Genomic DNA, 23,385 nt, shown 5'->3' with positions numbered 1-23,385 from the left:
TCATGGTTAGTGAAGAAGTAAAAAATATTTTACAAAAAAAAGCGAATACGCAAAAGCCAAAGATATTCATTGGTATGGCTACCTGTGGTTTAGGCGCTGGTGCAAAAGGTGTGCTTGCTCGTATTGAACAAGAGTTAGAGAAGCAAAAATTACAAGCAGAAGTTATACGCACCGGTTGTATCGGTATGTGTACCCATGAGGTGCTCGTGGATGTAATTTTTCCGGGCCGTACGCGTGTTACCTATGGAAGTGTAAAAAATACTATGGTTCCGCAGATTATAGAGGAGCACGTAGGAAAGGGAGAAGCAGTAAAAAAATTCGTTTTATCACAGATGTATTTAAACGATAAAATCGATATTCCTTACGATGGCTTACCATTCTTTGAAGATCTTGAAATAAATAAAGGCCAGAGAAAATTTATCCTCAGGAATTGTGGGTATATCGACCCGGATAGTATTGAGGAATATATCGCAACCGGAGGGTATACAGCGCTTAAAAAGATACTGAAAACAATGGCCCCCAAGGACGTAATCAATGAAATAAGCAAATCAGGTCTTAGAGGCCGGGGAGGCGGCGGCTTCCCTACAGGGGAAAAATGGGCATCTTGCGCTAAATATTCTGCGGATGAAAAGTTTGTCCTTTGTAATGCCGATGAAGGTGATCCGGGTGCTTTTATGGATAGGAGTCTTCTTGAGGGAGATCCCCATGCTGTTTTAGAGGGTATGATCATTGCCGGATACACAATTAATGCTACGAGTGGCTATATTTACGTTCGTGCTGAATATCCTTTGGCTGTTAGAAGATTAAAACATACTATTGAACAAGCACAGAAGTATGGTTTCCTGGGAAAGGATATATTAAACAGTGGGTATAGTTTAGATATTTATATAAAAGAGGGCGCTGGCGCTTTTGTTTGCGGCGAATCGACTTCCCTGCAAAACTCTATTGAGGGTAAACGAGGCATGCCACGCACGAGACCTCCGCAATCCGTGGAGGCAGGCTTATGGGATAAGCCCACGGTGTTAAATAATGTGGAGACCTTTGCCAATGTACCGTTTATTATTAACCAGGGCGCTGACTGGTATTCGAAGATCGGTACAGAAAAAAGTAAAGGGACGAAAATCTTTTCCCTGACAGGAAAAATAAAAAATGCGGGCCTTGTTGAGGTTCCCATGGGTACTACCGTTCGGCAGATTGTGTTTGATATGGGTGGTGGAATTCCTAAAAAGAAACGGTTTAAAGCTGTGCAGATCGGAGGTCCATCCGGTGGATGCTTACCCGAGTCTTTATTGGATTCGCCTATAGATTACGAGTCGTTAGTTGGGGCAGGTGCAATGATGGGCTCCGGCAGTTTTGTAGTCGTTGATGAAACTACGTGTATGGTTGAGATGGCCCGATTCTTTATGAATTTTTGTGCAAGCGAATCCTGTGGAAAATGTCCACCTTGCAGGATTGGTACAACCCTTATGTTGGATATCCTTACCCGCATCACCCAGGGAAGAGGGGAAGAAAAAGACCTGGAGGTATTGGAGCAGATGTGCGATGAGATCAGGACGATGTCGCTGTGTGGTCTTGGACAATCTGCCCCTAATCCTGTTAAATCAACACTCCGGTATTTTAAGGATGAATACATTGCTCATGTCCGCGATAAGATATGCCCTACCGCTTCCTGTGTTGGTCTTCACAAGTATGAGGTTATTCCGGAAAAGTGCACGAAATGCCAGGCATGTATTCGTAATTGTCCTGTAAAGGCAATCAGCGGTAATACGAAGGAAGTCGCTTTTATTCATCAGGAAAAATGTATTAAGTGTAATTTATGTTACGAAAAATGTAATTTCATGGCAATCAAATGAAGATGATTAACCTTATTGTAGACGATAAAACAATTACCGTTCCTGAAGGTACCAATATATTTCAGGCATCGCTGGATAACGGTATTTATATTCCTGGCCTGTGCTATCATCCGAAACTTTCACAATTCGGTGGCTGCAGGCTCTGTATGGTAGAAGTTACCGAGAGAAGGACAGCGCATCGATTTGCGTGTGCCCATCCTGTTTCTGAAGGGATGATTGTAAAAGTAAATACGCCAAAAGTAGTTCGGTATCGAAGGTCAGTTATGGAGTATTTATTAGCCCATCATGAGCTTTCCTGTCCGACGTGCGATAAAGCAGGTGAATGTAGTCTGCAGGATATTACCCATGAGTTAACGCTGTCTCCCAGCCGGTTTAGTGTGGTAAGGATGAATGCCCCTGTCGTTCGTGATAATCCAATTCTGGAATTAAATCGAAATCGTTGTGTTTTATGCGGGCGATGTGTGAGTGCCTGTAAAGAGATAGAAGGGGTCGGCGCTATTGATTTCCAAAAACGTGGCATCAAGACATATATCGGCACTGCTTTTGACAAGCCATTGGATTGTAGCTTTTGCGGCGGTTGTTTAGCAGTATGCCCAACAGGATCCTGGCAAGATAGAACACTTGAATTCAGGGGAAGACCATGGGAATTCAAAAAGACTCAGACGATATGTCCTTACTGTGCGGTTGGATGTACGGTTGTTTTAAATACGAAAAGTGGAAGCGTGAGACGGGTAACATCGGACGATCACATAGGGATAAACGAAGGTAACCTCTGTATAAAAGGCAGGTTTGGTCATGAATTCATACACTCAGCAGAACGTTTAAAAACCCCTTTAATAAAGAAAGATGGTGCATTCCATCCATCCTCCTGGGACGATGCACTTGAATATATCTCAAAGAGATTTCAACAAATTATAAATGAATATGGAGGAAATACTATCGGAGGTATTGGTTCTGAAAAATGTACGAATGAGGATAATTATCTTTTCCAGAAATTCTGCAGGTCTGTATTAAGGACAAATACCATAGATAATCTATCCAATTTAAGATCGCCCTCCCTAAATAGTCTCATGTATGAATCTGTTATTCGCGGAATTGCGTCAACATCATTGAAGGAGATAGAACATGCGAATACAGTATTCTTTTTTGGAACAGATATGACAGAGGCTCATCCTGTGGCAGGAACTATGGCCAGAAAAGCTATAAGGATGAACAATGCCAGTCTTATTATCGCTAATATAAGAAATATTTCATTTAGTGGCACTGCTAAAAATGATATTCGTTTGACCTATTCCTTTGGTAGTCAAATACTATTCATTCATGCCCTGATTAAGATCATTATTGATGAGAAACTTATCGATTTAAAAAAGATAGAGTCATCGATAAGCAATTTCCATGAATTACATTTGGCATTCAATACGTTCAGCGTAAAGGAAGCTTCTCAGGTAACCGGTATTTCTGAAGAGATGATGAGAACTACAGCGCGATTACTAACAAAATCGGGGAATTGTTGTATTATCTGCGGGAGAGATGTGGAAGAAGACCCTTTGAGTCGAGATACCATAAAAGCCTTGATGAACCTTTGTGTATTGATGAATGCATCTAGCCCGGATAAGGATCACAGCAAGGCTTCACTTTTATTCTCGCGTTCTCATAATAACTCTCAGGGTGTAAATGATATGGGGGTAGTACCGGAATTTTTCCCAGGATATAGTACTACCAGCGATGTGTCCAACAGAGAGAATATAGAGAAGCTATGGGGAGTAAAATTTTCCGATGATATCTTCAGGAAAGAGCCTAAGAATATTTTTGAACTTGCGCGGAATGGTGCATTAAAAGGCCTCTATATCATGGGAGAAAATCCCCTGGTAAGTTATCCAAATGGTAAGGAGATACTCGAAGCCTTCCAAAAGACAGATTTTACTGTTGTTCAGGATGTGTTTCTGACAGAAACTGCACGATTGGCAGATGTCGTTCTTCCTACGGTTACCTTTGCTGAAAAGGAAGGCACGTTTACCAATATGGGGATGACGGTGCAGCGGCTGAATAAGGTCATACAGCCTTCCGGAGTGGATGCCAAACCAGATTGGCAAATCATTTGTGAACTTGCCAAAAAGATGGGGTATTCGTATTCATATGTATCTCCAAAAGATATTCTGAGTGAAATAGAAAGTGTGGTTCCTATCTATTCGGGTATTAATTACGATCGTTTGAAGAGAAAAGAATTTTATTGGGCATCTTCCGTGTCTGGTAGTAGAAATAAATCAGTAAAATACCTCGTAAACATTGTTCAGCCTGAATCTTTGGAGATAAAGCAGAATAAAGATTTTCCTTTTGTGTTATTGACAGGTGTGAGTTTGAATCATCAAGGAACCTTCTCCAGGTACTCAAATGCCCTTGTATCGGTTTCTCCTGAATGTTTTGCAGAAATGAATAGAAAAGATGCTCAGAAAATGAATATTCATGATGGGGATGCGGTAGTTATTGAATCAAGCCAGAATAAGATAACACTCAAGGCAAAGGTTGCCGGTAAATCGCCCGAAGGCATAGTTTTTGTCTCTGAGGATTATGAGTGGATACCGATCAATCTTGTGCGTACAGGAGTATATACTTCTGTCAAAATTTATAAAGAAACCGGACAGATATAATTCCCTAAAATAGAAATCGCAAGAGAATAATATTATTATGGTAAAGACGCTCCACCGGGACGTCTTCTCAGTTGATTTTATGTATATTGATCAGTGGTTGCTGTATGGCAAAAAAAGAACAAACATATTTTTGCGAAATTTGCAGACAAAAAGTCGTTGTTATCGAAGAGGGTTTTGGCGTGCTGGTATGTTGTGGTAAAGAAATGAATCTTGTAGGGGTCAAAGGAATGATGGCAACCTGGACAGCAGCGCATCATAAACCGGCAAACGGAGTAGCTTTTGTATGCAACGTATGTAAACAGAAGATAAAGGTTATTGAAGAGACAACAGGTATATTAGAATGCTGTGGTCAAAGAATGCATCGTGAAGAGGCCCCTGACTATAAATGAATAAAGAGCTCCTTATTTATCTTACCATTACCTGTATTAAGATCTTTATTGTATTTGGCATGATCCAGTTTATGATTATCTCCATGATCTGGTTTGAGAGGAAGATTATGGCGCATATGCAGGTCCGTCTTGGGCCGATGCGTGTTGGGCCGCATGGATTATTACAGCCAATTGCTGATGGTATAAAACTTCTCTTTAAAGAGGATATTATTCCGGAGAGAGCGAATAAATTTCTTTTTGTGCTAGCGCCTGTTATGACTCTGGTTCCCGCCTTAATCACCTTTGCAGTCATTCCTTTTGGGGATAAAATAAAAATTTTTGGATATAGCATAGACCTTGTCATCACCGACATCAACGTTGGATTTCTTTATATCTTTGCTGTCTCTTCCCTGGGAGTTTATGGTGTTGTTATGGCTGGTTGGGCATCGAACAATAAATATTCATTACTGGGTGGGATACGGTCTTCAGCCCAGATGATTAGTTATGAGTTGACACTCGGCTTATCTCTTATTGGAGTTGTTATGTTAACAGGTTCATTAAGCCTTGTGGATATTGTGAATGCTCAGGCAAAAATATGGAATATCATATTACAGCCCATAGGGTTTTTTATTTATGTTACGAGCGCTTTTGCAGAGGTAAATCGTACTCCATTTGATCTTCCGGAGGCGGAATCAGAACTTGTGGCAGGTTATCATACAGAGTACAGCAGTATGAAATTTGCTATGTTTTTTATGGCTGAATATGCCAATATGATCACTGTGTCTGCTATTGCAGTGACTTTTTTCCTTGGCGGATGGCAGGGACCATTTTTACCGCCGGTTGTATGGTTTATGTTGAAGCTATCAGGTTGTTTGTTCTTCTTTATCTGGATAAGGTCAACGTATCCAAGACTCAGATATGATCAACTCATGCATTTTGGCTGGAAATTCTTATTACCTCTTTCGCTATTCAATATACTTATTACCGGCCTTGTTATGGTGATTAAAGGATAATTATGATTTTACCATTACTAAAAGGCCTTATTCTTATTATCAAGCGGTTTTTTAATCCAAATGCCGTTGTTACTCAACAGTATCCGGAGGAACGACCGAAACTTCCTTCAAGATTTCGGGGATTGCCGGAATTACAGATAGGAAAAGACGGCAGGGAAAGGTGCATCGCATGCGGGCTTTGTGCAAAAGTTTGCCCCTCGAAATGCATTACCGTTGAAGGAGCAACAGATAAAACAACACAAAGAAGATATCCGGAAGTGTATGAGTTAGATGCCTTCCGATGTATTTTTTGTGGGTTTTGCGAAGAGGCATGCCCGGTAAGGGCTGTGATATTGAGAGATACCTTTGAACTATCGACGTATCAAAACAAGGATATTTTTGATAAAAAACAATTATTAGATCTTACGAGAAAAAGAAAAATAAGTTTTTAACCTGTCATGATAGTGAAGGTAAAATATTGAGAAGTTTTTCTATCCAGACTTATATCTAAATAATTATGGAAGCATATCTGTTTTATATTATGGCTGCAGTCTCCGTGACTGCAGCTGTGTATCTTATCTTCGAGAAGAATCCTGTTTACAGTGCTTTGTATCTTATACTAACACTTGTAAGCATTGCAGCGCTCTATATATTACTCGAAGCACAATTTATTGCTGCAGTTCAGATTATCGTGTATGCAGGCGCTATTATGGTCCTTTTCCTCTTCGTGATAATGTTGTTAAGTTTGAATATAAAAGAGGAATTGAAAGACGCAATACCATTTCAAAAAATACCTGCCTTGTTTATGGGTATTTTACTCTTTTCTGTTCTCTGCATAATTTTAAAGTCAAAACTCCTGCAAGGAAAACAAGGTGAATATACCAGCGCCTATGTTACCAGCGTTGGAAATACAAAACTTATTGGTAATTTGTTATTTACCGATTATCTTCTTCCCTTTGAAATAACTTCAATTTTGCTCTTTGTGGCAGCTATTGGGGCAATTATGTTAGCTAAGAGGAAATTATAAATGATTACATTAACGCATTATCTGGTACTGAGTGCGATCTTGTTTACGTTAGGTGTCATTGGTGTGTTAATACGAAGGAATGCTATTATCATATTTATGTGCATAGAACTCATGCTGAATGCCGTTAATATATCGTTTGTTGCGTGTGCGCATTACCTCAATTCTATGCAGGGCCAACTATTTGTTTTTTTCACCATGACAGTTGCAGCAGCCGAGGCTGCAGTCGGTTTGGCAATCATCGTGGCCGTATTCAGGAATAAAGAAACGGTAAATATTGACGATATAAACATCATGAAATGGTAGGTAACAGCATGCTTAACCTTGTTGCACTGATCTTGCTATTCCCTTTAATTGGTACAGCCATTAACGGACTCGTTGGTAAAAGGCTGAAGAAAGAAACAGTAGGCTATATTGCCTGTGGGGCAATCGGTTTATCCTTTCTTGTTTCGATACTTGTGTTTTGCGGACTCCTTTTGCTTCCTCCCCATGAACGGTTATTTGAAAAAGAATTGTTTAGTTGGATTGAATCCGGTTCATTCAAAGCAGAGGCAGGTTTGCAGGTAGATCCATTATCCGGAATCATGATCCTTATTGTTACCGGGGTTGGATTCCTTATCCACATCTATTCTATTGGTTATATGCATGAAGATAAGGGATATCATCGTTATTTTTGCTATTTGAATTTATTTACCTTTTCCATGTTATTGCTTGTTTTGGGTAACAATTTTCTTCTCATGTTTATTGGTTGGGAGGCAGTCGGGTTATGCTCGTATCTGCTTATTGGGTTCTGGTATAATAAAAAGTCAGCATCAAATGCAGCGAAGAAGGCCTTTATTGTTAACCGGGTAGGTGATTTTGGATTTATCCTCGGTATTATGCTCATCTTCCTCACCTTCCGCAGTATCGATTTTACTGAGGTATTTCATGTAGCATCGCAAGGTACCTTTGCAATCGGTAGCTTTGTCTTAACCATAATTACCCTTCTTTTGTTTATGGGTGCAACCGGTAAATCAGCTCAAATACCTCTGTATACGTGGCTGCCGGATGCTATGGAAGGTCCCACACCGGTTAGCGCATTAATCCATGCAGCAACCATGGTAACTGCCGGTGTCTACATGATTGCCCGATGCAATATTCTCTATATGTTATCTCCATTTACCATGACCATAGTAGCCAGTATAGGAGCAGTTACAGCGCTCTTTGCTGCATCCGTTGGGTTGGTACAGAACGATATTAAGCGTGTGCTGGCCTATTCTACGATTAGTCAACTTGGGTATATGTTTCTGGCTTGCGGTGTAGGCGCATTTACGGCAGGCATTTTTCATCTGATGACGCATGCCTTTTTTAAAGCTTTACTATTTCTTGGCTCCGGCAGTGTTATTCATGCCATGTCTGGAGAACAAGATATGAGAAAGATGGGTGGACTCAGGCATCATATTCCTATTACCTATAAGACCTTTTTGATTGGCACTATTGCTATTGCAGGAATTCCCCCGTTTGCAGGATTCTTCAGCAAGGATGAAATTGTATTGGAATCGCTTGCCCGTGGAAATTTCTTCTATTGGTCAATAGCAAGCGTGACATCCCTCTTTACGGCTTTTTATATGTTCCGCTTACTGTTTATAACATTTCACGGGAAATCAAGAGCAGGCCACCATGTCATGGAACATCTCCATGAATCTCCAAAGAGTATGACGTTCCCGTTAATGGTACTTGCCGGGCTTTCCTCCCTTGGAGGATTTTTAGGCATCCCCGGTGCGAATATCATGAGTCACTTTTTAGCGCCGGTTTTTGGAGAACAGGGACATACAGAAATTTCCGGACCAGGGGCAGGTGTCCATCATAGCGAAGGACATCCTTATCTTATGATGATTATTTCAACAGCCATTGCTATCCTGGGTATATTTATAGCATATCATGTGTATGTAAAAAGACCTGAATTGCCCAAAAGATTAGCAGAACGGTTTCGTTTTATTTACAAACTTCTGCTCAATAAATATTATGTGGACGAGGTGTATGATATCCTTTTTGTGAAATCCCTTAAGAAAATTTCGGTTATGTTATGGAAGCGTGTAGATGCTCAAATAATTGATGGTTCTGTAAATGGTGTTGCTCGCCTTATCGGACGGTTTGGTGATATCCTGCGTTTCTTACAAACAGGATATGTGCGCAATTATGCCTTTTACATTGTGCTTGGCTGTATCTTCGTTATTGTACTTACTGCATTAGGTAAGTAGCATAGTATTCTTTTTTTACAAAAATTGTAATTCTGGAGCGATGGGATGTCCGTACCGATTCTTTCATTAATCACTTTTCTTCCGATTATAGGAGTGTTTTTTATCATTTCGATTGATTCAAAGAATCGGGAGCTTATCAGATTTACAGCGCTGCTTGTTGCGATAATAGTTTTTTTGATTTCCCTTCCCCTCTACTTTAACTTCGATGCGCGTACCTATGAAATGCAGTTTGTTGAGAAACTACGGTGGATACCTTCCTTTGGAATCAAATATCACGTTGGAGTAGATGGAATTAGCCTCTTTCTGATACTCTTGACAACTTTTCTTACGCCAATTTCCATTCTTGCTTCATGGCATATTACCAAGAATGTAAAGGAATACATGATTTCTATGCTGATCCTTGAGACAGCTATGGTAGGCGTGTTTATCTCATTGGATCTATTTTTATTCTTTGTATTCTGGGAACTCATGCTGATTCCGATGTATCTTCTCATTGGCATCTGGGGAGGTTCCAGGAGGATCTATGCTGCGGTAAAGTTCTTTATTTACACAACGGCAGGTAGTGTATTTATGTTCCTGGCTATCATTGCCCTTTATTTTTTAAATTACCGGGCAACGGGAGAATATACCTTTAATCTGTTAGAATTATATAAACTCGATATTTCCTTTGCCGTCCAATTCTGGCTATTCATAGCTTTCGCCTTTGCTTTTGCCATTAAGGTTCCCATGTTTCCATTTCATACATGGTTACCGGATGCTCATGTGGAGGCGCCCACGGCAGGAAGTGTAATCCTGGCAGGTGTTCTCTTAAAAATGGGAACATATGGTTTTATACGGTTCTGTTTACCTTTATTCCCTGAGGTAAGCCATGCCTTTATTCCGGTGATATCATGGATGGCTATTGTTGGCATTATCTACGGTGCCTTGGTTTCTATGGTTCAAGATGATCTGAAAAAACTCGTTGCTTACTCCAGTGTAAGCCATTTAGGTTTTGTTATGCTCGGAATCTTTGCCTTTAATATCCAGGGTATTGAGGGCAGCATTACTCAAATGATTAACCACGGTCTCAGTACAGGGGCGCTTTTTCTTGTAGTTGGGATGCTCTACGAGAGAAGGCACACACGAATGATTGCCGATTTTGGAGGTCTGACGAAACAGATCCCCATCTTTGCTATTTTCTTCCTGGTTGTTACCCTGTCCTCTATTGGATTACCCGGATTAAACGGTTTTGTAGGAGAGTTTCTTATCCTGATGGGCACGTTTAAGTCCCGTATTCTGTATGCATCTATTGCGGCATCGGGGATTATTCTTGCTGCCGTTTATATGCTCTGGATGTTTCAAAGGGTTATGTTTCATGAAATAACCCACGAAGAGAACAAGACACTAAAAGATATGAATAAGCGTGAATTTGCTATCCTGCTTCCCATTGTCTTCCTGATTTTTTGGATTGGTATCTATCCTAATTCTTTCTTGAGAAAGATGGATGCATCCATAAACCATCTTTTAAAACAGGTAGGAGAGAAGGCAAACGTTGTGTCTAATACGCAAAGACAGAAAAGAGTTGAACAATTACAGCAAACTATTGTGCCAAAGATTGATATAATTTCTGAAACCAAAACAGAATGGTAGACTGATTTCTTTGTGTTCTTTAATCTTTTGTGGTTTTTATGGAAGTTTCTCGCTATGGTAAAGACCCAGATATAAAAGGCTTATATAAGGTAAAGGTATATGGCAAATGTCTCGATAATGACGTTCAATATTCTCAGTATTCTACCAATCCTGACTTTGGCAGGTTTCGGCATGATTGTTCTCCTTGTGGATATATTATCCTCAAGGAAATTGGGAGAAAAAAATCTTCTGGCTTATTTATCCCTCATGGGGATTATCGTAGCAGCTATCTTAGCGAGAAATTCTGCCGGAACGACGTTATTTTCATTCAATGAATCTTTTGCAATCGATAATTATTCTCTATTTTTTAACTTCATCTTTCTCCTCAGCACAGGCCTTGTTATCTTAATCTCGCACAGTTACATAAAACGCGAAGAGATTAACCACGGAGAATATTATGCATTAATCTTATTCTCAACAATAGGCATGATGCTCATGGCATCCGGTGCAGACCTGTTAAATATCTATATCGGACTTGAGGTCATGTCTATTAGTATTTATATCCTGACAGGATTTAAACGCTCAAAGCTCATTTCAAATGAGGCATCTTTAAAATATTTCTTGCTGGGCGCCTTTGCCACAGGCTTTTTGTTGTACGGTATTTCTCTTGTTTATGGGTCTACAGGTGCTATTAACCTGAAACAAATTGCCGGTTTCATTGCAGATAAAGGTAGTATTTCAAATCCTTTGCTGCTTATGGGAATGGCATTAATAATCATTGGGCTTGGATTCAAAGTTGCTTCTGTGCCGTTTCACGCATGGGTGCCTGATGTTTATGAGGGTGCGCCTACAACCATCACAGCCTTTATGTCCGTAGGACCGAAGGCTGCTGCCTTCGCTGCCTTTTTACGCATTCTTATGACAGCTTTTGGATCTACTCATTATGAATGGCAAAAGATTATTTATATCCTTGCATTGCTGACTATGACTGTCGGCAATGTTGTAGCCATTGCCCAAACAAACTTGAAACGTATGCTGGCGTATTCCAGTATTGCCCATGCAGGCTATCTTCTCATTGCACTTGTGGCTGCAAACGATATGGGTGTGTCTAGTGTATTGTTCTATATCCTGGCTTACACGTTTATGAACATTGGGGCGCTTGCTGTTGTCATTATAGTAAGTCAAAAAGGTGATGAGTTTATACAGATTCATGATTTTGCAGGATTAGGATTCAAACACCCTGGTTTAGCCGTGGCTATGTCGCTCTTTATGCTTTCCATGGCAGGTATTCCACCTACTGCTGGCTTTGTGGGAAAGTTTTATATCTTCAGTGCTGCCATAAAATCAGGGTATATTGGGCTAGCTGTTATTGGTGTGATAAACTCCGTTATTTCCGTTTTTTATTATTTGCGTATTATGGTTATTATGTATATGAAAGAACCTACCAGAGACTTTAATCCCCTTACGCTCTCTCCCTTGATTGTTGTTGCTGTAGTTCTATCAGTTATCGGTACTCTGCATCTGGGTATCTTTCCATCGAAGATTATGGAAATAGCCCAGCAATCCATTCTCATACTAAAATAATCCCCCTTCCCCCGATTCAAAATTGCTTTTTGCGGTGAATGGTTATATAATTCACATAAATTTAATGTGCTTGCTGCGTTGCAGCAGAAAGGGCAGCTTTGTCCTTATTTGGATAGATTCAATAAGATTTACAAAGTTTTTTATTTTATCATACCTTACCTGATCCTGTAAATCCTGCCTAAGAGACTGTCTGGAAAGTCCGTCAAAGTGCTCCATTAGGAGCTAATAAATAAATATATGTATAGGAATTTTCACTAAGCGGGTTTGCGGTAGGGCGGATTAAGCGATAGCGAATCTGCCTTTTCTAGAAATAGTATTGGTGGATTCGGCGTAAAAACCAACGCCTTGATCCACCCTACTTATTATAGAATTACAGGCAGGGTAGATTAAGCGAAGCGAATCCACCATAGCATCCATCTACCACATACCACAGGTTTTGCGATGAAATGTATAAGACAACCTCAACCATTTGATCCTGCTTGCGTGCGCTATTGTCCGCAGCGTTCCTTTCCTGCCTATCGGCATATACCGGGAATTACTCCACATCCATTCTATGACCCTCGTGGCCATAGCTACGGTTTGCAAGAAGATACCAGGATAAATATTCAGCTCCCGGAAACATGGCGTAAGGCGGAGGATTACCTTTACGGTGTTGATCTTTATAATTTTTCATATTGGTGGGAAGCTGGTGAGGTATGGGAAGGATTATGGAAGAGAGCGGAAGGAGATTGTAAACTATTCTTACAAGGGTTGATTCAAATCTCAATCTCAGTCCTTAAGCATCATCTCCAGAAACTCACGGGACTCAGACATCTTTCCACAACCGGGCGTGATAAATTACGCCAGGTATTAAAGAGTATAAGTGATCCAAAAGGTATGTATATGGGGATTAACCTCCATGAATTCCTTATCTGCCTTGATACGTTTTTCTCACCGTTTTTTTCCTCTACTGTTTCAGAACAAACTTATTCCCGGTCGACGGTTAAGCCCTTAATTTGTTTGTACTTTTAAGGGGGTATTTTATATTAATTGCTTGACTTAAAAATATTCTGCATGTTAAATGAATACTTAGGAGTAAGGCTTTCATGTTTTATAGCAATGTTGTTGTAATTTGTGATATTTTTATTTCAAGTGTATCAGTTTACCTGAATAGAAGTTTATTATAAGAAGTACGGAAAAGATATGAGGGACACGAGAAAATATGTGGCTGAAGTGGTTACCGTGGAGATTTATCATAAAACATTGGGCGCAATCGCAAGGTTTCCTGGATCCGCTTTTGATACTTTCCCGTCTCAGTCTTTTTGCTCAGCCTTCCGAAGTCACGGTTCCCGTGGAGCTTTTGCGTGCAGGTGCAGTGTTGCATGCACGAGGCTTGATAAACAGTCAGGCAATACAGCATAATCTTGATTGGATTTGGCCTTACTGGGTAGAGCAGCAGTTTGATCCCAAAAATGAATCCTTTATCCCCAGGGCATTTTCTTTTACTCATATCAATCTCACTCATAGGAATTGGACCGCAGTAGGCATACCTGATTTTTCTGAAATACCGATTATTGATCCTCGTGGGCTGGTTACACCATTTTTTGACGGATGGTCATTGGATAGTTGGATAGTTACAGAGGATAAACAGGCTCTTTTACCATCGCGTTTACCTTCTGGATCCCAGGATTTACTATTTGAAGGAAATCTTGTTGTAGTAACAAATACTGCTTTAGGGAAGATAACCCTTGAATCAAAAGTCGAGGTTATTTCAAATACTGAAGTTCCAGTATGCCGGATCTCCCTTACTGGTTATGCAGATTCTCAAGGATGGATTGTCGTCTCCTTGCGTCCCTATAACCCAGAAGGAATAAGCTTTATTCATGATGTTGTTATCCTTCCCGATAAAAAGGGTTGGAGGATTAACCGTGAGCATAATGTCTTTTTTGGCATTCTCCCTGACCGATGGGCATTTTCTCATTATCGTACGGGGGATGTTTACCAAAATATTTTATCTGAGGACAAGAGGCATGAAGTGACGTGCGATGTTGGTATGGCTACAGCAGCGGCGCTTTTTAAAATTCAATCAGGCGGCACAAGAATGGTTACGGTTGATGTGCCACTGAAAATAGAAAAAAAGCATTTATTTGCGCCAATAAAATCACCCCATTTTACACATTGGGAGCAAAATATTCAGGAAGCTTGTGGACTTTGTATTCCTGATAAAAGATTCCAGTTTCTTTATCAGTCTGCTTTAAGGACACTTATTCTTCATTCACCCGATACCATCTATGCAGGACCATATACGTATAAACGTTTCTGGTTTCGGGATGCAGCTTTTATTTTACATGCAATGCTGTGTACCGGGTTAACGGACCGCGCAGAGAAGATTCTTGATCTATTTCCCTCTTATCAGACTACTCTGGGATATTTTCGGTCTCAGGAAGGGGAATGGGATTCCAATGGTCAGGTTTTATGGGTTATGCATCGGTTTTGTGAGTTGACCGGCAAAAAGCCTAAATCAACATGGCAAAATGCTATCCGGCATGCAGGCAGGTGGATTCACAGGAAACGTCTGTCTGTGCATATAAACGCTCCCCATGCAGGACTGCTTCCACCGGGTTTCAGCGCTGAGCATCTTGGTCCTAGTGATTACTATTATTGGGACGATTTCTGGAGTGTTTCAGGGCTAAGAGCAGCCTCACATTTGATGGATTCTTTTCATGAGTATAAGGTTGCCGAAGAATTTCTTCAGGAGGCTGATTCTTTGCTGAGTTCTGTTGAACGTAGTTTACAAATTGCAGCCAAACGTATAGGTTGTTCTTCAATGCCAGCCTCTCCATACCGGCGGATGGACAGCGGATCAATCGGTTCATTAGCTGTCGGATACCCACTGCAGCTATGGGAACCACATGATTCCCGTTTATTAAATACCGTAGAATATCTTATCAGAGAATGCCTTGTTGACGGCGGCTTTTTCCATGACATGATCCACTCTGGCATTAATCCTTATCTCACGTTACATATTGCCCAAGTACTGCTGCGAGCTGATGACTACCGTTTTTTTCATTTAATGAGCACGATAGCAGCTCTGGCAACATCAACTGGTCAATGGCCTGAGGCAATTCATCCCCGTACCCGCGGAGGGTGTATGGGTGATGGACAACATGTTTGGGCTACCGCTGAATGGATACTTATGGTAAGAAATTGTTTTGTGCGGGAGGAAGGAGAAAAACGACTCATTCTTTGTTCTGGTATCCCCCGGCAGTGGTCCAATCAGCAGACATCCCTTTCTTTTGGCCCTGCCCCAACTTCTTTCGGTACTATCTCTATTTTGATTCATTGCGATCAAAGAAAAGTCACCGTTAATTGGGATGGGATTTGGCATAAAGAAGAGCCTGTCGTTGAAATCCGGCTTGCCGGGTATCGACCAATAGCCTCTCAATCTGGAATGAGATCTGTAGAATTAATACCCATGGAGTAATGTATGAATATTCTCATGATGACAAATACCTACAAGCCCTTTATAGGTGGCGTGGAACGATCGGTGGAGATGTTTACCAACGAATACCGTAAGCGCGGTCATAGAGTGGTGATAGTTGCCCCTACGTTCAGGAATATGCCGAGAGAAGAAAAAGATGTAATTCGTGTCCCGGCTATCCAGAATTTTAACGAAACTGATTTTTCTGTGCAATTGCCTATTCCGGGAATCTTTTCCGAGCAATTAAAGGCATTTCAACCTGATATAGTACATTCGCATCATCCATACTTAATTGGTGACTCAGCTCTCAGAGTAGCTGCCAAATACAAAGTGCCTTTGATTTTTACCTTTCATACCCTGTATGAGCGATACACACACTATGTGCCAGGTGATTCTCCGGCCTTAAAGCGGTTTGTAGTAGCCTTGTCTGCAGGGTATGCAAATCTCTGTGATCGTGTTTTTGCGCCAAGTCAGAGTATCGCCGATTTATTGCGTCATCGCGGGGTGGAAACACGTATTGATATAGTTCCTACCGGTATTTATATTAAAAAGTTTGCAAAGGGAGATGGTATAAGTTTTCGAGAATCATTAGGAATCCCTCAAGATGCATTTGTTGTGGGGTTTGTAAGCAGAATTGCTCCTGAAAAGAATATTATGTTTTTAGCCCAGGCAGTAGCCTTATTTCTTAAAAAGAAAAAGAACGCTTATTTTCTTGCTATTGGCAAAGGACCCTTGGAGAATGAGATCGAGGACTTCTTTAGGCGAAATAAACTAGAGCATCGTTTCCATCATCCTGGCGCTTTAGAAAACAGAGAACTGGTAAACGCATACCATGCAATGGATGTTTTTGCCTTCGCGTCTCAAACTGAGACACAAGGATTAGTATTAACTGAGGCCATGGCTGCTGGTATACCTGTGGTAGCATTAGATGCCCCCGGAGTACGTGAGGTTCTGAATGATCGTGTGAATGGTCGTCTCTTGTTTTCTGAGAGTGAGGAGGAGTTTGCTTCTGCTTTGCAATGGGTTGCCAGTTTGTCTGATCGGGAGAAAGAAGATTTAAAAAATGCGGCACGGGAGATTGCACGATGTTTCTCGATAGACCGATGTGCTGAACATGTATTAAGTATATATAAAGCTGTTATTGATAAAGGTTACACGTATCGCAATACTGAGGACAGCGCATGGGCAAGCGTTATTCGTATGATAAAAGCAGAAACTGATTTAATCATGACTAAGGCTATCTCAGTAGGTGCAATGTTGAAAAGTGAAGAGTAACAGATTTATAGTATGTGCGTTTATCCGTATTCACCTGTGGTTAATTTACAATACATCAATTGAAGCCTTTAGGAAATATCTATGTAAGTCTTTTTTTCTCTTAGCTCGTTGTTTACCTTCAATGCCTGCGATTGTATTTAGGATGCCTTAAATCTTATCATTGTTCCCAGGTACTTTAAAACTGCTTTCTACTTCCCATCCATTGGTGACTCTGTTGAGAATCACAGCATGCTTATTATCGCTGCCTTTTCAGGATATAAGGGCGCATTCTCAGGCAAATATCCCAGGATGCTGCGTACTTTCATGGGGTTTTTCAATACATCAAATTCACCGATTTTTGCAAAAATATACTATGTGAAACTTATCAACTTGCATAAAGCAAATATAATCTGATTTATGTTCCCAAAATTATTCAAAAGACTAGAATAATTTTTCTCATGATTTTTTCTCTCTACTTTGGTAAACTTCTTACGTTTGCAAGAAAATTCTTACAGAATATGCAGATTGATCAGTTTTATCTGATATATAAGTACAGGAGCTTATATTGAGAAATTATAAGCCTGTAAGCTTATATTGATGAGGATGTTCTGAAGAGGCCTTTGTGAAAAATTCTCAGCTTTATGCAGTTATAACCGGGGACATAGTCGGGTCATCAAAGCTGCAAGCTGATCAGCGTAACCATTTATTAGCAATTCTTAAATCTTCTTTCAGAACTATCGGAAAAATTTTACCCGAAGCAGTGCATGCACCTTTTGAAATACATCGGGGGGATAGTTTTCAGGGGGTATTATCTCAGCCAGAGGTTGCTCTCCGTGCGGCTATTGTTATTCGTGTCAGTTTACGTTGTGGCTTTGAGGTAAAACAGCGTCGCTATGCGGTAGATGCGCGTGTTGCTGTGGGAATCGGGGCGATTGATTTTCTTCCTGGCGGCCGGGGGGCCGAAGGAGATGGTGAAGCATTTCGCCTTTCTGGACCAACAGTGGATACGATGAAAGGGGACAGGCGGTTGTTGGTGCGAAGTCCGTGGCAGGATGTGAATACAGAACTTGATATAGAATGTGCCTTGCTTGATGCCCTTATAAACAGATGGTCAGCCGAGCAGGCACAAGCGATATTGGGTCAAATCCGGGGTCTAACTCAAGAGGAGATTGCAAAGGAATTTGGTATCTCGCAACCAGCCGTTCGCCAACGTTTAAAGGCTGCAGGTGGATGGGCTATTGAAGAGTTATGCCTGCGATATGAGCAGCTAATCCTTGAGGCAAAAAGCACAAGGGCTTATTAATGTAGTAAAATAACGCCAGGTAGTTATATGATAAGACTCATTGTTCAAAATGATTTGGCCTTGCTTCTCCGTCTTATCGTAGCTCACTTAATTGTAGACTTTATATTTCAGACACGTTCCCTGGTAGAACATCGGTTCAAGAAAAAATGGGTTTCTCGTTGGCTCTATGTGCATGGAGCATTAGCAGGCATATTTGCATATATTTTAACCGGCGCCTGGGATGTAATTTGGCTTCCTTTCGTTATTTTTATTTCACATATAACATGCGATGGCTTGAAAGCCAGGGGAGAAGACACAGCCCGATCTTTTCTCCTGGATCAACTGGCACACGTGATCGTTATTCTTGGATGCTGGGTCTTGCTGATACAGGGCAATATATCAGAAATTGTTAAAGCTCTGTCTTCAGAGATATCAAAGGTAAAAATATGGGCTTTGGTTTTGTCCTATATAGTAGTAATTTGGCCGGCAGGTATTTGGATCGGTAAGGTTACAAAGCCTTGGAGAAAGGAAATAGAAGGACCATCTTCCCAGGGTTTGGAGAAAGCCGGGCTATGGATTGGGCGCCTGGAACGTATTTTAATACTAACGTTTGTGCTGCTAAAACACTACGAGGTTATTGGCTTTTTGGTTGCTGCAAAATCAATTTTTCGTTTTGGTGAGATTAAAGATCCGAGCCGCAGAAAAGAGACAGAATATATCTTAATAGGTACAATGATTAGCTTTGCGATAGCAATTTTTTTAGGGATATTCACACACGGGATTCTCCACGTATCGGCATTGGGAAAATAGAGAAGAGCCGCTCTTCCAGGGCTTTTTAATCGGTTTAACGCTTTATACCCCTACGGGATTATTTAAAGACTAAATTATTCCATAAAATAATTATTGGTTGAAGGGATTTCTGTTCAGCAATGTTACTAAAACGTAACATAATTCTCTCTGGTATCTTAGGTTTATTTCTTCTTTTTTTTATTGCCTCCGCTTTCCTTTATTTCTACCTGCCACGATATATTGAATCTAACATTTTACCTCAGGTTTCTAAAAAAACAGGAATACCGGTAGGGTGTAAAGTCCGCAGAATAGGTTTTACTGGTATGGACTTGGGAAGTTTACGCCTTGGCGATTCGGATAAGATCCCTGTCTCCATTAATTCAATCCAATTAGATTATTCGCCATTAAGATTATTCAAAAAGCATATCGATAGTATTATTATTGGCGGGCTTGAATTGAATTGCGAGATGGTAGATGGGAATTTTATCATTCCTGGCTTTGATTGGCAAAGGGCCTTTCCTGGAGAAACAACTCACGATACTTCAAAAGAGTCCGCCGGGGACCAGAATATTCCGTTGACCATAGGGAGCCTTAAGATTTGCAACGCAGTTCTGGTATGCCGTTATCATGGACAAAACTACCGCTTGCCGTTTGATATCTCTCTGTTTACAAAAGAAGGAAATCAGAATACCTTTGAGTGTATCTTAAGATTATATCCCCGTGATCAGGAATTAACCATCTCTTCATACATAGATATACATGCAAACAAAGCATCATTAAAATTCCATTCTCATTCTTTTCAGCTTGATAAATTTCCGGATATCGCACAGTTTATTCCAGAGCTTGTTCTGTCTGGCCTTATGAATATTAACGGGACCTCTGAAATCCAGTTAAACCCTTTTCAAATTTCCCGGTCTGCGATACTCTGTGAGTTCCATAACACCCGGATTGATTACAGAAAGATGACTGTATTAGACTCACAAAGCTCTGAACATGGCAAACTGCCTCTTTGTATTAACATCAATGCAGAAGGAGGGCTGTGGCAGGTTAATGCAACTAATATTTTTTCTCCTTATCCATTGCCGGTACAAATATCTGATGCAACTTGTAATATTCAATCTTCTCAGGAGTCTGTTGAAAGTTCCGGATATTTTACTGTTGTACTGGATCGCTCTGACAGGAACCAGCATCCCATACAATTTGCAAAACCACTCCATACCCAGGGGAGTTTTTCTGCAAAATTTACAAAGACGGGCGAATGGGAATTTGCACTTTCTCAGCAACCAAATTCTCCTGTAAATCGTTGTGAGATTAGGTATGAACCACTCGATATTATCTCAAGCATGCCAGGCGTTACTGTTTCCGGAAAAGGTGAAAAAACGAAAGGAACCGTAAATTACGCAGTACAATTGCATGATGTTGATGTTCATATATATGATCAGTATGCAACTGTGAGGATGCCCTCGGTCTCTCTCATCGGTAATACCAGGATCGATGGCAACTTTACGGAAGGAATGACAGGGATTACTGCCTTTGAAGTAAAAACCCCTAACCTGGAAATAGTAACAGAGCCTGTAGCAATAAAGATACCTGAGTTTTCTCTTCAGGGGGAGGGGCGCTACCTGCAAGATGGTTTTTTTCGTATGGATGCTATTACAAAATTTGAAAATGCAGAAGTTTTAGATGTATGGTACGATACGAAAACAACAGGAATTCGTGGAGAATTGCCTCTTCAATGGCCTTGTGAGGAATTAGGGGAAAAGGGAAAAGTATCAGCAGAAGCCGTTTATTTGAATGCAGTAAATCTTGGAACAGCCTCCGGAACGATATATCAAAAAGGATTTGGGATAATTTTTGAGGCTGAGCATACGAGCGCTCTTATAGCCGGGCTAACTCTCAATTCTCACGGCACGTTTGATTTATTTTCAGAAAATGGCTATGAATTGAACCTTGATTTTAAGATTCCTCAATTTCAATCTGATTCAGTTGATTTTGGTAATTTATTAGCTTCGGCAAAAGGGATCTCATTCGGGGGAGAGCTTGAACTTGATGGTAATTTGTTCGTTAATGCTGTAAATATGGAAGCTTCAACAAAAGTATCTCTGAGAAATTCAAGATTAGATCTCAAAGAGAAAGGGATTGCTATCGAGGGAATGAATCAAGTTCTTTCATTTCCTGATCTTTTAGAAATGCGGAGCGCCCCACATCAGCAGTTCCAATTTGAGAAATTATCCATTGGAGAGTTGGCTTTTTATAATGGCAGAGTTGAGTTTCAGATAGAATCGCCAGAATCTTTTTTTGTAGAAAATTGTGAATTTACCTGGTGTAATGGACGCGTTTTTACCCATGCAATGCAACTCTCTCTCGATAAGACAGATTACAACATTGCCCTCATTTGTGATCGTTTGAATCTTGCAGCATTGTTTGACCAGTTTGGTATTGCAAAGGCAGAAGGGAGTGGTACCGTAAGTGGGCGGTTACCTGTGAGATATGAGAGCGGGAATGTAAGCTTTGATAACGGTTTCCTGTATTCTGCGCCAGGGGATGGAGGAATAATCCATGTGGCGGGGATGAGTATTTTAGACATCGGTATTCCTCAGAATACACCTCAGTATTCACAAATTAATTTTATCAATGCGGTGTTGAAGGATTTTCATTATAATTGGGTAAAAATTTTGTTAACAACAAAAGAAGAAGATTTATTATTACAGATGAGTCTTGATGGAAAACCCATAAACCCTTTACCCTTCACTTACAATAGAAAGCTTGGGTCTTTTTCTAAACTTGAAGCAGCAAGCAAAGGAGGAATCTATAATCCAATCCATCTTGATATTAATTTTCGTCTTCCGCTCAATAAGATTATGTACTACGGCAAAAATGTTAACGATATCATGAGTATGCTACAATACTAAAGGAGATACTAAATATGGGAAAAAGGCGTAACCTTTTTTATGGAATAGTATGTTATCTGTTTCTGCAGGGATGTATTCAGACAAAACATGAAGTTGATGTGGCACCCGTTGAAATAAAACCAATTCACATTACCATCGATGTAAATGTTAAAGTTGATAAGGCCCTTGATGATTTTTTTGGCGATCTTGATAAGATAGAAAATAAGACCGGAACAGATACGGTTAATACAAAATAGAGTATACGTTAAAGCATATTATAAACAGTAAATTGTAATGAAAAAGGAGATTTATGATGAACAAAGCTAAATTTTTCACGATAGTGATGACTCTTTTTATATTTGCAACATGTATCTTCACCGGTAAAACCTATGCGGAAGACATTAAAGCCAGAATGCAGTCGCGGCTTCCTCTCATGAAGGAGTTAAAAGCAAAAGGCATAGTAGGAGAAAATAATAAGGGGTATTTGGAGTTTGTGGGAAATGTAAGGAAAGAGGAAAATGTTGTGAATGACGAAAATAGCGATCGAAGAGAAATCTATGCAGCAATTGCGGCACAACAGGGAGCAGACGCTGAAGTTGTTGGGAAACGGAGAGCTGAACAGATTGCAGGTAAAGCCGCATCCGGAGAGTGGCTTCAGGATGCAAACGGGAAATGGTATAAGAAGAGTAAATAAGACGAGTAGGTTGAATTAAGGTGCACCTATAATGATCAATCTTTACCATGGAAACACTCACGGAGTCGATGTAGGGCGAGGCTTTACAGGCTGTCCGAGAATTCAATCGACTCACAAATGCCATACTCAATATTGTTATCATGCTAATATTTTGTCAACATATAGTATAAGATTTGTCGTGTGCAAGTATTCTCAGACAGTCTGTTTAGCCTTGCTAGGCAACCCGAAATGGTCGTCCTACGGAATTGAAATTTCCCAACATTAAACACAAAGATACACGATGTTGCAATTGTAGAAACGCAAGGTGTTGAGTTTGTCGGTTGTAGGGACACAAGATGTTGCGTCTCTACCTAATCCCGTAGGGATGTCATGATTATAGAAAAAGCAGGAAAAAACCCTTCAACCCCGAAGGGGTGACATGGAATATCTGCGTTGAGATGTCATCCCTTCGGGATTGCATGCGGTATGTCCGGTTTCATCCTTTGAATACTATAGCCCCATTTCCCCGAAATTCCTTGCAGGTTCAATTTTGCGCATTGGCGTGCCCAGCGAAGGGTAGTGCTTACTAACGGGTGAAAGTTCTTTCATGGTAAAAGCCGGAAGCCATGTAGCCAGGATGGCAGGGGGTGAGGGAAACGTTACCTTCTGAAGCCCATCGACAAAGGCCGCTCTAAGGCGGGTGAGCAACTCTCCGGGTT

At 40.6% G+C, this 23,385-nt stretch carries 19 protein-coding genes; 18 read left to right on the top strand and 1 reads right to left on the bottom strand.

The genetic code is table 11. From position 1 onward, the window contains the following. Window positions 1-2: 2 nt before the first annotated feature. From FBQ94_RS10185 to FBQ94_RS10100, 18 genes are all read left to right on the top strand, one after another. The gene (locus FBQ94_RS10185) at window positions 3-1,853 is read left to right on the top strand and encodes an NADH-quinone oxidoreductase subunit NuoF (protein WP_007222719.1); all 1,851 of its coding nucleotides are present in this window, start codon (window positions 3-5) and stop codon (window positions 1,851-1,853) included. Continuing rightward, window positions 1,850-4,501, top strand: a complete 2,652-nt coding sequence (locus FBQ94_RS10180) for a molybdopterin-dependent oxidoreductase (protein ID WP_007222718.1) — start codon at window positions 1,850-1,852, stop codon at window positions 4,499-4,501. The genes FBQ94_RS10185 and FBQ94_RS10180 overlap by 4 nt, the downstream gene beginning before the upstream one ends. A 104-nt stretch (window positions 4,502-4,605) precedes the next feature. Further along, window positions 4,606-4,890, top strand: coding sequence for a hypothetical protein (locus FBQ94_RS10175; protein ID WP_007222717.1), 285 nt, complete (start codon window positions 4,606-4,608; stop codon window positions 4,888-4,890). Next, window positions 4,887-5,882 carry an NADH-quinone oxidoreductase subunit NuoH gene (gene nuoH, locus FBQ94_RS10170; RefSeq protein WP_040544461.1) on the top strand — a complete coding sequence of 332 codons (996 nt, stop codon included), beginning with the start codon at window positions 4,887-4,889 and terminating at the stop codon, window positions 5,880-5,882. Before FBQ94_RS10175 ends, nuoH begins: the two co-directional genes overlap by 4 nt. A 2-nt stretch (window positions 5,883-5,884) precedes the next feature. Beyond that, window positions 5,885-6,313: a NuoI/complex I 23 kDa subunit family protein gene (locus FBQ94_RS10165; RefSeq protein WP_007222715.1), complete on the top strand. Its 429-nt coding sequence runs from the start codon at window positions 5,885-5,887 to the stop codon at window positions 6,311-6,313. A gap of 89 nt (window positions 6,314-6,402) precedes the next feature. Beyond that, the gene (locus FBQ94_RS10160) at window positions 6,403-6,888 is read left to right on the top strand and encodes an NADH-quinone oxidoreductase subunit J (RefSeq protein ID WP_285442118.1); all 486 of its coding nucleotides are present in this window, start codon (window positions 6,403-6,405) and stop codon (window positions 6,886-6,888) included. Next, window positions 6,889-7,191: an NADH-quinone oxidoreductase subunit NuoK gene (gene nuoK / locus FBQ94_RS10155; protein WP_040544458.1), complete on the top strand. Its 303-nt coding sequence runs from the start codon at window positions 6,889-6,891 to the stop codon at window positions 7,189-7,191. It abuts the gene before it with no gap. Between the two features lie 8 nt (window positions 7,192-7,199). Next, window positions 7,200-9,125 (top strand): NADH-quinone oxidoreductase subunit L, encoded by a 1,926-nt coding sequence (gene nuoL, locus FBQ94_RS10150; protein WP_007222712.1) that lies wholly within the window; start codon window positions 7,200-7,202, stop codon window positions 9,123-9,125. A 45-nt stretch (window positions 9,126-9,170) separates the two neighbouring features. Beyond that, window positions 9,171-10,754 (top strand): NADH-quinone oxidoreductase subunit M, encoded by a 1,584-nt coding sequence (locus tag FBQ94_RS10145; RefSeq protein WP_007222711.1) that lies wholly within the window; start codon window positions 9,171-9,173, stop codon window positions 10,752-10,754. A 99-nt stretch (window positions 10,755-10,853) separates the two neighbouring features. Further along, window positions 10,854-12,317, top strand: coding sequence for an NADH-quinone oxidoreductase subunit N (locus FBQ94_RS10140; RefSeq protein ID WP_040544455.1), 1,464 nt, complete (start codon window positions 10,854-10,856; stop codon window positions 12,315-12,317). Between the two features lie 441 nt (window positions 12,318-12,758). Further along, window positions 12,759-13,328 (top strand): DUF309 domain-containing protein, encoded by a 570-nt coding sequence (locus tag FBQ94_RS10135; RefSeq protein WP_007222708.1) that lies wholly within the window; start codon window positions 12,759-12,761, stop codon window positions 13,326-13,328. Between the two features lie 190 nt (window positions 13,329-13,518). Beyond that, on the top strand, window positions 13,519-15,780 hold the full coding sequence (locus FBQ94_RS10130; protein ID WP_007222707.1) for a hypothetical protein: 2,262 nt from the start codon (window positions 13,519-13,521) through the stop codon (window positions 15,778-15,780). 3 nt (window positions 15,781-15,783) lie between these two features. Next, on the top strand, window positions 15,784-17,052 hold the full coding sequence (locus tag FBQ94_RS10125) for a glycosyltransferase (RefSeq protein ID WP_007222706.1): 1,269 nt from the start codon (window positions 15,784-15,786) through the stop codon (window positions 17,050-17,052). Window positions 17,053-17,653: 601 nt separating this feature from the next. Continuing rightward, window positions 17,654-18,334, top strand: a complete 681-nt coding sequence (locus FBQ94_RS10120; RefSeq protein ID WP_007222704.1) for a sigma factor-like helix-turn-helix DNA-binding protein — start codon at window positions 17,654-17,656, stop codon at window positions 18,332-18,334. Between the two features lie 27 nt (window positions 18,335-18,361). Continuing rightward, window positions 18,362-19,123, top strand: coding sequence for a DUF3307 domain-containing protein (locus FBQ94_RS10115; protein WP_007222703.1), 762 nt, complete (start codon window positions 18,362-18,364; stop codon window positions 19,121-19,123). A 119-nt stretch (window positions 19,124-19,242) separates the two neighbouring features. Further along, window positions 19,243-22,014, top strand: coding sequence for an intermembrane phospholipid transport protein YdbH family protein (locus tag FBQ94_RS10110; RefSeq protein WP_007222702.1), 2,772 nt, complete (start codon window positions 19,243-19,245; stop codon window positions 22,012-22,014). Window positions 22,015-22,028: 14 nt separating this feature from the next. Beyond that, window positions 22,029-22,250 (top strand): hypothetical protein, encoded by a 222-nt coding sequence (locus FBQ94_RS10105; RefSeq protein WP_007222701.1) that lies wholly within the window; start codon window positions 22,029-22,031, stop codon window positions 22,248-22,250. Between the two features lie 56 nt (window positions 22,251-22,306). Continuing rightward, window positions 22,307-22,687 carry a YdbL family probable chaperone protein gene (locus FBQ94_RS10100; RefSeq protein WP_040544452.1) on the top strand — a complete coding sequence of 127 codons (381 nt, stop codon included), beginning with the start codon at window positions 22,307-22,309 and terminating at the stop codon, window positions 22,685-22,687. 489 nt (window positions 22,688-23,176) lie between these two features. Here the strand turns inward: FBQ94_RS10100 and FBQ94_RS10095 are convergent. Further along, window positions 23,177-23,385: hypothetical protein (locus FBQ94_RS10095; protein ID WP_285442117.1), on the bottom strand; the 209-nt coding region annotated here is incomplete at its 5' end.

This window comes from Candidatus Jettenia sp. AMX1 (assembly GCF_030263775.1).
In the GTDB taxonomy this organism is placed as follows: Bacteria; Planctomycetota; Brocadiia; order Brocadiales; family Brocadiaceae; genus Jettenia; species Jettenia caeni.
The sequence above is the reverse complement of the archived record's forward strand: the minus strand, read 5'-3'. Positions and strand labels throughout refer to the sequence as shown.

Bases quoted from the DNA above. Each gene is read 5' to 3' on its own strand.
- nuoK (WP_040544458.1), top strand. From the start codon at position 6,889: ATGATTACATTAACGCATTATCTGGTACTGAGTGCGATCTTGTTTACG.
- FBQ94_RS10165 (WP_007222715.1), top strand. From the start codon at position 5,885: ATGATTTTACCATTACTAAAAGGCCTTATTCTTATTATCAAGCGGTTT.
- FBQ94_RS10175 (WP_007222717.1), top strand. From the start codon at position 4,606: ATGGCAAAAAAAGAACAAACATATTTTTGCGAAATTTGCAGACAAAAA.
- nuoL (WP_007222712.1), top strand. From the start codon at position 7,200: ATGCTTAACCTTGTTGCACTGATCTTGCTATTCCCTTTAATTGGTACA.
- FBQ94_RS10160 (WP_285442118.1), top strand. From the start codon at position 6,403: ATGGCTGCAGTCTCCGTGACTGCAGCTGTGTATCTTATCTTCGAGAAG.
- FBQ94_RS10110 (WP_007222702.1), top strand. From the start codon at position 19,243: ATGTTACTAAAACGTAACATAATTCTCTCTGGTATCTTAGGTTTATTT.
- FBQ94_RS10100 (WP_040544452.1), top strand. From the start codon at position 22,307: ATGAACAAAGCTAAATTTTTCACGATAGTGATGACTCTTTTTATATTT.
- nuoH (WP_040544461.1), top strand. From the start codon at position 4,887: ATGAATAAAGAGCTCCTTATTTATCTTACCATTACCTGTATTAAGATC.
- FBQ94_RS10115 (WP_007222703.1), top strand. From the start codon at position 18,362: ATGATAAGACTCATTGTTCAAAATGATTTGGCCTTGCTTCTCCGTCTT.
- FBQ94_RS10135 (WP_007222708.1), top strand. From the start codon at position 12,759: ATGAAATGTATAAGACAACCTCAACCATTTGATCCTGCTTGCGTGCGC.
- FBQ94_RS10125 (WP_007222706.1), top strand. From the start codon at position 15,784: ATGAATATTCTCATGATGACAAATACCTACAAGCCCTTTATAGGTGGC.
- FBQ94_RS10105 (WP_007222701.1), top strand. From the start codon at position 22,029: ATGGGAAAAAGGCGTAACCTTTTTTATGGAATAGTATGTTATCTGTTT.
- FBQ94_RS10180 (WP_007222718.1), top strand. From the start codon at position 1,850: ATGAAGATGATTAACCTTATTGTAGACGATAAAACAATTACCGTTCCT.
- FBQ94_RS10130 (WP_007222707.1), top strand. From the start codon at position 13,519: ATGTGGCTGAAGTGGTTACCGTGGAGATTTATCATAAAACATTGGGCG.
- FBQ94_RS10185 (WP_007222719.1), top strand. From the start codon at position 3: ATGGTTAGTGAAGAAGTAAAAAATATTTTACAAAAAAAAGCGAATACG.
- FBQ94_RS10140 (WP_040544455.1), top strand. From the start codon at position 10,854: ATGGCAAATGTCTCGATAATGACGTTCAATATTCTCAGTATTCTACCA.
- FBQ94_RS10145 (WP_007222711.1), top strand. From the start codon at position 9,171: ATGTCCGTACCGATTCTTTCATTAATCACTTTTCTTCCGATTATAGGA.